Source organism: Methylobacterium indicum, assembly GCF_001043895.1.
GTDB classification, from domain to species: Bacteria; Pseudomonadota; Alphaproteobacteria; order Rhizobiales; family Beijerinckiaceae; genus Methylobacterium; species Methylobacterium indicum.
Genome location: NZ_JTHF01000196.1, coordinates 1 through 8,493, shown reverse-complemented (window position 1 = coordinate 8,493; position 8,493 = coordinate 1). Strand labels below are relative to the sequence as shown.

The 8,493-nt window shown below is 71.8% G+C and carries 6 protein-coding genes; 2 read left to right on the top strand and 4 right to left on the bottom strand.

Features of this window, described 5'->3' with window-relative positions:
* Both QR78_RS22315 and QR78_RS22310 read right to left on the bottom strand, forming a co-directional pair.
* On the bottom strand, positions 1–606 hold a 606-nt coding region (locus QR78_RS22315; RefSeq protein WP_048429783.1), incomplete at its 3' end, for an MFS transporter.
* Positions 607–704: 98 nt separating this feature from the next.
* The gene (locus QR78_RS22310) at positions 705–1,568 is read right to left on the bottom strand and encodes a shikimate dehydrogenase (protein ID WP_048429782.1); all 864 of its coding nucleotides are present in this window, start codon (positions 1,566–1,568) and stop codon (positions 705–707) included.
* 184 nt (positions 1,569–1,752) lie between these two features.
* On the opposite strand from QR78_RS22310, the gene QR78_RS22305 reads away from it, so the two are divergent.
* Positions 1,753–3,672: a bifunctional sugar phosphate isomerase/epimerase/4-hydroxyphenylpyruvate dioxygenase family protein gene (locus tag QR78_RS22305; RefSeq protein ID WP_048429781.1), complete on the top strand. Its 1,920-nt coding sequence runs from the start codon at positions 1,753–1,755 to the stop codon at positions 3,670–3,672.
* 284 nt (positions 3,673–3,956) lie between these two features.
* On the opposite strand, the gene QR78_RS22300 is transcribed toward QR78_RS22305, so the two are convergent.
* Both QR78_RS22300 and QR78_RS22295 read right to left on the bottom strand, forming a co-directional pair.
* Entirely contained in the window at positions 3,957–4,865 is a 909-nt protein-coding gene (locus tag QR78_RS22300; protein WP_048429780.1) for a peptidylprolyl isomerase, read from the bottom strand.
* A gap of 179 nt (positions 4,866–5,044) precedes the next feature.
* Positions 5,045–5,371: a hypothetical protein gene (locus QR78_RS22295; RefSeq protein ID WP_048429779.1), complete on the bottom strand. Its 327-nt coding sequence runs from the start codon at positions 5,369–5,371 to the stop codon at positions 5,045–5,047.
* Positions 5,372–5,676: 305 nt separating this feature from the next.
* On the opposite strand from QR78_RS22295, the gene QR78_RS22290 reads away from it, so the two are divergent.
* Positions 5,677–8,445 (top strand): bifunctional acetate--CoA ligase family protein/GNAT family N-acetyltransferase, encoded by a 2,769-nt coding sequence (locus tag QR78_RS22290; RefSeq protein ID WP_048429778.1) that lies wholly within the window; start codon positions 5,677–5,679, stop codon positions 8,443–8,445.
* Positions 8,446–8,493: the final 48 nt, after the last annotated feature.

The window sequence follows — 8,493 nt, the reverse complement described above, 5'->3', positions numbered from 1 at the left end:
CGGGATGCGCCAGCCCCAGGACAGCATCTGCGCCTCGGGCATCGCCGAGACCGGCAGGAAGACCAGCGTCGCCAGGATCAGCCCGGCCTGGGTGCCGCTCAGGGTGAAGCTGGTGAAGAAGGCGCGCCGGTTGGCGGGCGCGTGTTCGAGGGTCATCGAGTTGGCGCCGGCCTGCTCGCCGGCGGCCGAGATGCCCTGGAGCAGGCGGGCGATGACCAGCAGGATCGGCGACAGGATGCCGACCTGCCCGTAGGTCGGCAGGCAGCCGATCATGAAGGTCGAGAGGCCCATCAGCAGCAGCGTGAAGGTCAGCACCTTCTTGCGGCCGAAGCGGTCGCCGACATGGCCGAGCGCCACGGCGCCGAGCGGCCGGGTGATGTAGGCGACGCCGAAGGTCGCGAACGAGGCGAACGCCGCCGCCTGCGGGTTGTCGGCCGAGAAGAACAGCTTCGGGAAGATCAAAGCCGCGGCAGTGCCGTAGATGAAGAAGTCGTAATATTCGACCGCGCTGCCGATCCAGCTCGCGAGCGCGGCCTTCTTCGGAGTCTTCACGGCTTCGGTCTCGGCGGTCGCAACGGCGGCCGCCGGGTAGACGGAGGAGGTCATCGGGCGTTTCCTGTAGGAGGGAGGCGACGGGCCCGTTGGATCGGACCGCATTCTTCGGGGGATTGGGTGGCGGCGAGGGGCCGCCGACCGGGACCGGCTCAGGCCGTCCGGCCGAGCTCGGCGAAGTGGCGGAGCATCCGCTCCGGGTCCGGGGTCAGGCCGGTGATGAGGCGGAACGCCTCGACCGCCTGGAACACCGCCATGCCGCCGCCGTCGAGGGTGCGGCAGCCGATCCGGCGCGCCTCGCGCAGGAGCGCGGTCTCGAGCGGGAAATAGACGATCTCGGCGACGAAGAGCTTGGGGTGCAGGTATTCGGCCGGCAGCGGCAGGCCCGGATACTTGTCCATGCCGGTCGGCGTGCAGTGGACGAGGCCGTCCGCCGCCGCGACTTCCGCCGCGAGATCGGTGCAGGCCCGCGCCCGGCCGGCGCCGAAGCGCTCGCAGAGCGAGGCGGCGACGCCGGCCGCGCGCGCCGGATCGATGTCGTTGAGGACGAGGTCTTTGACCCCGAGGGTCAGGAGCGCGTGGGCTACCGCCGCGCCGGCGCCGCCGGCGCCGAGCTGCACCACACGGTCGAGATTCACGTCCGGCAGGCCGCGCCGGAACGCCTCGGCGAAGCCCCACCAGTCGGTGTTGTGACCGACGCGCTTGCCGTCGCGCAGCACCACCGTGTTGACCGCGCCGAGGGCCGCCGCGTCCGGCGACAGCGCGTCGAGGTGGGCGAGCACCGCCTGCTTGCAGGGATGGGTGATGTTGAGGCCCGAAAACCCCATCCGCTCGGCGGCGGTGAGCAGCTCCGGCAGGGCGTCGGCACCGAGGCCGAGCTTTTCGAGGTCGATTGTCTGGTAGAGGAGGCGCAGGCCCTGCGCGTCGCCCTCGTGCTCGTGCATCGGAGGCGTGCGGGATGCCTGGATGCCGTTGCCGATCAAGCCGGCCAGGACGGATCTGGGGGATGCGCCCATGATGCGGGCTCCTCTCTCGAACGTTCCTCGGATGGCGCGACTGCGACGCGCTTGAATCCAAATGTACGAACCAGTACGTTCATGTCAAGCCGGGACGAACGGAGGCCGGCGGGCCGCCGCTCCGGGCTCGACGGAGCCGGCCCCGTTTGCCATGGAGGGCCGGAGAAGCGGACGGGAGAACGCGATGAGGAAGGCGATCGCCACGGTGTCGTTGAGCGGCACGCTGATCGAGAAGCTGGAGGCGATCGCGGCGGCGCGGTTCGACGGCGTCGAGATCTTCGAGAACGATCTTCTGTTCCACACCGGTGCCGCCCGCGACGTGCGCCGCTACGCCTCCGATCTCGGCCTCTCGATCGACCTGTTCCAGCCGTTCCGCGATTTCGAGGGCGTGTCGGACGAGCAGCTGAAGCGCAACCTCGACCGGGCCGAGCGCAAGTTCGACCTGATGGAGGAACTCGGCGCGCCCCTGATCCTGGTCTGCTCCAACGTCGGCACGGACGTGTCCGACGACGACGCCCGGATGGCCGACCAGCTCTACCAGCTCGCCGAGCGGGCGGCGAAAAGAGGCCTGAAGATCGGCTTCGAGGCCCTGTCCTGGGGCACCAAGGTGCGCACCTTCGACCGGGCCTGGCGCATCGTCGAGCGGGCGAACCACCCGCATCTCGGCCTGATCCTCGACAGCTTCCACACGCTCGCGCTCCCCGACGACTGGTCGGGCATCGCGAATCTCCCGGGCCAGCGGGTGTTCTTCGTCCAGCTGGCGGATGCGCCGCGCATCGGCATGAACCCGCTGACGCTCAGCCGCCACTTCCGCTGCCTGCCCGGCCAGGGCGACCTCGACGTGCCGGGCTTCCTCCAGGCGGTGCTCGCCTGCGGCTATACCGGCACGATCTCGCTCGAGATCTTCAACGACGACATGCGGGCCGCGCCCCCGCGCCAGACCGCGGCCGACGGCCACCGCTCGCTGCTGTTCCTCGAGGAGCGGGTGCGCCGCACCGAGGAGGCGGCCTCCCAGGCGTCCTCCCCGGTCAAGCGGCCCCGGCGCCGGGTCGAGCTGTTCGATCCGCCGCTGCCGCCGGCCATCACCGGCCACCGCTTCATCGAGGTGGCGGTGGACGAGCGCTGCGAGGATGCGCTGGCGCGCCTCCTCGGCCAGCTCGGCTTCGCCCGGCTCGGCCGGCATCGCAGCAAGGCGGTGACGCTCTACGGCCAGGGCGAGATCCGCATCGTCCTCAACCGCGAGCCGGACTCCTTCGCCTCGTCCTACTTCCTGATGCACGGCCCCTCGGTCTGCGCCCAGGCCATCGCCACCGACGACGCACTCGCGGCGTTGGGGCGGGCCGAATCCTACGGCGCCGCCCGGTTCGGCGGCCGGATCGGACCGGACGAGAATTCCTTCCCGTCGATCCGCGCCCCCGACGGCAGCCTGATCATCCTCACCGACCCGCAGACCGGGGGCGAGTTCGAGCACGACTTCGTGATGGAGGATGCGCCCGAGCCGGCAGGCCTGCTGACACGGGTCGATCACGTCGCCCAGGCCCTGCCCGAGGGCCAGCTCGATTCCTGGGTGCTGTTCTACCGCGCCGTGCTCGGCCTCGAGCCGGAGGACGTCGTGGTGCTGCCCGATCCCTACGGGCTGGTGCGCAGCAAGGCGATGTCGAACGCCGAGCGCACCATGCGGCTGCCGCTCAACATCTCGGAGAGCCGCAACACCGCCACCGCCCGCCTGGTATCGAGCTTCGCGGGCGCCGGCGTCCACCACATCGCGCTCGCCACCGACGACATCTTCGCGGCGGCCGAGCGCCTGAAGGCGGCCGGGGCGACGCTGCTGCCGATCCCGGCCAACTACTACGACGACGTGGCGGCCCGCTTCGGCCTCGACGATGCGACCATCGCGCGGATGCAGAGCTTGAGCATCCTCTACGACCGGGTCGGCGAGGGCGAGTTCCTGCAATTCTACACGACGCCGTTCGAGGAGCGGTTCTACTTCGAGGTCGTGCAGCGCAAGGGCGGCTACGACCTCTACGGCGCGCCGAACGCCCCGGTACGGATGGCGGCCTTGGCGGCGTTGCGGGGGCCGAACCTGTCGCAGGTGCTGAGATAGGCGGGCCGGGGGCGGGCCTGTTTCGCCCCTCCCCTTTCCCGGACGAGTGCAGCGAAGCGGAAGGAGATCCGGGAACCAGCACAAGGACTCGCGAAGCGGCCGCTCTCTGCAACGTTGCAGCCTACAGAGCCGCTTCGCGGCACTTGTCTCCTGGATCCCGGATCTCCTTTCGCTGACGCTTCAGTCGTCCGGGACAGGGCGCGGGTGACCGGCTCGATCGGCAGCCAGCAAAAAGCCCCCGGAAGCAGGGCTTCCGAGGGCTGTCCTTCAACCGACGTCGCGGTTTACTTCTTCTCGTCCGCCTTCGGCGCCACGGCCGGCGCGGCCCCGACCCGCTCGATCTTGGCGCCCTCGCGCAGCTTGGTGATGATGTCCTGCTGGGTCTTGCGGGTGAGGTAGGCCTCGACCTGCTCCTTCATCTCGTCGAAGCTCGGCACCGGCTTACTGCGCTTCTCCTCGACCTTGATGACGTGCCAGCCGAACTGGGTCTTGACCGGGTCGGAGATCTTGCCGGCTTCCATCTTGAACGCCGCGTCCGCGAAGGGCGCGACCATCCGCTCCTTGGTGAACCAGCCGAGATCGCCGCCCTCGGCCTTGGAGCCCGGGTCCTTCGAGGTCTCGGCCGCCACCTTGGCGAAGTCCTCGCCGGCCTTCAGGCGCGCGGCGATCTTCTTGGCCTCGGCCTCGTTGTCGACCAGGATGTGGCGGGCGTGGACCTCCTCCTCGGGCTTCATCGCCTTGACGGTCTCGTCGTAGAGCGCCCGCTCGGCCTGCGGCGTCACCGCCTTCTTGGCCTCGCGCTCGAGGTACTCGTCGAGGAGGAGCTTGTCGCGGAAATAGGCGAGCTTGCGGACGAAGTCCGGGCTCTCGGCCACCTTGTCCTTCTCGGCGGCCTGGGCGCCGATCTTCAGGTCGACCATGTAGTCGACGAGGAGGTTGCGCTTCTGCGCCTCGTCGACGCCGGGCAGCGACAGGGCCGGGTCGTCGGCCGCCACCGCGAGGTCGCCGGCGGTGATGGTCGCGCCGTTGACCTTGGCCACGACGGTGTCGGGGGACTGGGCCGGGGCGGCGGCAGGAGCAGCAGCCGGCGCGGCCGCGGGCGCGGCGGCCGGCGCCTGAGCGAGTGCGGCGCCGGGCAAGAGGAGCCCGAGGGCGAGCGCGCCGTTGCGCCAGAAGGGGGAGTTGGTCGGCATGGCGTGATCCTTGGGGCCCGTGCGCGAGGTCGTTTTCAGACGGCGGACAGGTGGCAAAGATCGGTCGCCAAGACAAGCGGCGCACGGCGCCGCAGAGGCAGGCAGACGGCGCAGGCCGCCGCAGCGACTACGGGAAGACGCGCCCCGCGGACCACGAGCGGTCCGCGGGAGCGAAGGGCTCAGTAGCCGGTCGAGGCGACCTCGACCCGGTTGCCGCGGCGCGCGAAGGCGACGGAAGCGGCCGCGCCGTCCTGGGTGCCGGGCACCGAGAAGCTGACGACCTGGTCGGAGGCGAGCGTGGTGATCACCCGCAGCGGGGTGGCGGCGGTCGCGTCGGTCGGCGCCAGGGTGGCGACGACGCGCAGGCCGTCCTTCTCGACGGTGTAGTAGGCCGAGCCGCGCACCGGGCCGAGATCGAGGCTGTGCGACTGGCGCGGGGTCAGCTCGGAGGCACCCGCCGCGGTGGCGAGAACGAGACCGAGGGCGGAGAGAGCGATGAGGCGCATCGGTGGTCCAGGAGTTCTGTCCGGCGCGAGAAGCGCGTCCGGAAAGCCGGGATCTGCCGGGAGACGTCAATAAAGCATTCACCATTGTGCGACGCAATAGAAACATATTGCATTGCACAATGATGCGGGTGCATCGGCCTGCCTGCATTCATGCTCATCCTGCGGTGCGGCCGCGCGCCGCCCATCTCGCCTTCCGACCTCCCGTGACCTGCGGGCCGCCCCGCCCTACCTGCGCCACCGACCCGTCTCACGTCTCCGCCCGCCCTCGCCGACCCGGATTGCTGGATAGCCCTGCTGGACTCGCCATGAGCACCTACCGCTTCGACAGGCTCCTCAGCCCCCGCTCCGTCGCGCTGGTGGGTGCGAGCGCGCGGCCGAACGCGTTCGGTGCCGCGATCCTGCGCAACCTGCGCGAGGCGGGGTTCTCCGGACCGATCTGGCCGGTGAACCCGCGCCACGACAGCGTCGACGGCGTCCAGGCCTTCGCCGATCTCGCCGACCTGCCCGAGCCCGCCGACCTCGTGGTGATCGTGACCCGGCCCGAGACCGTGCCGGACGTCGTGGCGGCGGCCGGCCGCAAGGGCTGCGGGGCGGCGGTCGTCATCACCACCGGTCTCGGCAGCGGGCCGGATTCGCTGGCGGAAGCCGCGCGGGCGGCGGCACGGCGCCACTCGCTGCGGCTCGTCGGGCCCGACAGCATGGGGCTCGCCGTACCGGGGAGCGCGCTCAACGCGAGTTTGCTCGCCCGGGCGCCGCTTCCCGGCGACCTGGCGCTGATCTCGCAGTCGCGCACGGTGGCGGCCGGCATCGTCGCCTGGGCGCAGGCGCGCGGCACCGGCTTCTCGGGCATCGTCTCCCTCGGCAACGCCCTCGACGTCGACATCGCCGACTGCCTCGACCACTTCGCCGCCGACATCCGCACCCGGGCGATCCTCTTGTCGATCGCCACCGTGACCGACGCGCCGAAATTCATGTCGGCGGCGCGGGCCGCCGCACGGGCGAAGCCCGTGGTGGTGCTCCGCTCCGGCCGGCACGACGCCGCCCGGATCGCCGACGGGCGTCCCGCCTCTCGCGCCTTCGCCCATACCGGCATCACCCATACGGGAATCCTGGCCCGCACCGACGCCGTCTACGACGCCGCCTTCCGGCGCGCGGGCCTCTTGCGGGTGCAGGACCTCGACGAGATGTTCTCGGCGGTCGAGACGCTCGGGCGCCAGCGGCCCTTCCCGGGCCGGCGCCTCGCCATCCTGGCGAACGGCCGCGGGGTCGGCGCCATCGCGGTCGACCGGCTGATCGACCTCGGCGGCTCCCTCGCCGGCCTCTCGGACGAGACCCGGGCGCGGCTCGCCGCGGCGGTGCCGGGCACGAGTGCACAGGATTGGCACAACCCGGTCGATATCGGTGCCGACGCCGACGGGCCGCGCTACGCCGCGGCGCTGGAGGCTTTGATGGCCGAGCGCGACAACGACGCGGTGCTGGTCATCAACGTGCCGACCGCCCTGTCCGGCGGCAGCGCGGTCGCGAGCGAGATCGTCGAGGCGGTGAAGCGGGGGCGCAAGGGCGCGTTCCGCGCCCGTCCGGTCTTCGCCGTCACGGTGGGCGACGAGGCGGCCGGCGAGATCCTGAGCCAGGCCGGCCTCCCGCGCTTTGCCACCGATGCCGACGCGGTCGAGGGCTTCACCCACCTCGTGCGCTACCGCGAGGCGCAGGACGACCTCACCACCACCCCGGCGGTGCTGCCCGACGACCTCGTGCCGGATGCGGGCGCCGCCCGGGCGATCGTCGACCGCGTGCTGGCGGAGGGACGCACCTGGCTCGACCCGCGCGAGATGGCGGACCTGCTCGCGGCCTACGGCATCCCGGCCCAGCCGGTGACGCTCGCCGCCGACGCCGATGCGGCCGCGGAGGCCGCTTGGCCGATCATCGCGGCGGGGGGCACGGTGGCGCTCAAGCTCGCCTCGCCGGACGTGGTGCACAAGTCCGATGTCGGCGGCGTGCGCCTCGGGCTCACCAGCGAGGCGGCGGTGCGGGAGGCGGCCGCCGAGATGCTGGCCCGGGTGGCGCAGGAGCGGCCCGAGGCCCGCGTCACCGGCTTCGTGGTCCAGGCGATGCTGCGCCGGACGCAGGCGCGCGAACTGATCGCCGGCCTCGTCGACGATCCGGTCTTCGGCCCCGTCGTGGTGTTCGGCCGCGGCGGCACCGCCGTCGAGGTGATCGACGACCGGGCGCTGGCCCTCCCACCCCTCGACCGGCGTCTCGCCGCCGACCTGATCGGGCGGACCCGGGTGGCGCGCCGCCTCAAGGCCTACCGGGACGTCGCGGCCGCCGACGAGGCGGCGGTCGCCCTGGTGCTGGTCAAGCTCGGCCAGCTCGCCGCCGACCTGCCGGAATTGCGCGAGCTCGACATCAACCCGCTGCTGGCCGACCGGGACGGCGTCATCGCCCTCGATGCCCGCGCGGCGGTGGCGCCCCTGCCGCCGGAGCGGCGGCGCGACGCGGGCGCCGGACCGAGCCACGCGCGCTTCGCCGTGCGGCCCTATCCCCGCGCCTGGGAGCGCCGCATCGTCCTCGACGAGCAGGGCATCCTGGTCCGCCCGGTCCGGGCCGAGGACGAGGGGCTGTTCGAGGCCTTCTTCAAGCAGGTCAGCGCCGAGGACCTGCGCCTGCGCTTCTTCGCGCCGGTGCGCGACTTCAGCCACGCCTTTCTCGCCCGCCTGACCCAGCTCGACTACGCCCGCGCCATCGCCTTCGTGGCGATCGAGGAGGCGACCGGCACGATGATGGGGGCCGTGCGCCTCCACGCCGACGCCAACCACGAGACCGGCGAATACGCGATCCTGGTCCGTTCCGACCTCAAGGGCCTCGGGCTGGGCTGGTCGCTGATGGGGCTGATGCTCGACTGGGCCCGGGCCGAGGGCCTGCGCCACGTCGAGGGCCAGGTGCTTCGCGAAAATACCACCATGCTGGCGATGTGCCGCAAGCTCGGCTTTACGGTGAGGACCGACCCCTCCGACCCCGACCTGATGCTGGTGCGGCGCGCGCTGGCGGAGGAGAGTGGCGCGCCCGCAACCTGACACCCTCCTCCCATGCGCGACACCCCTCCCCTCGACATCGCCGGCGGC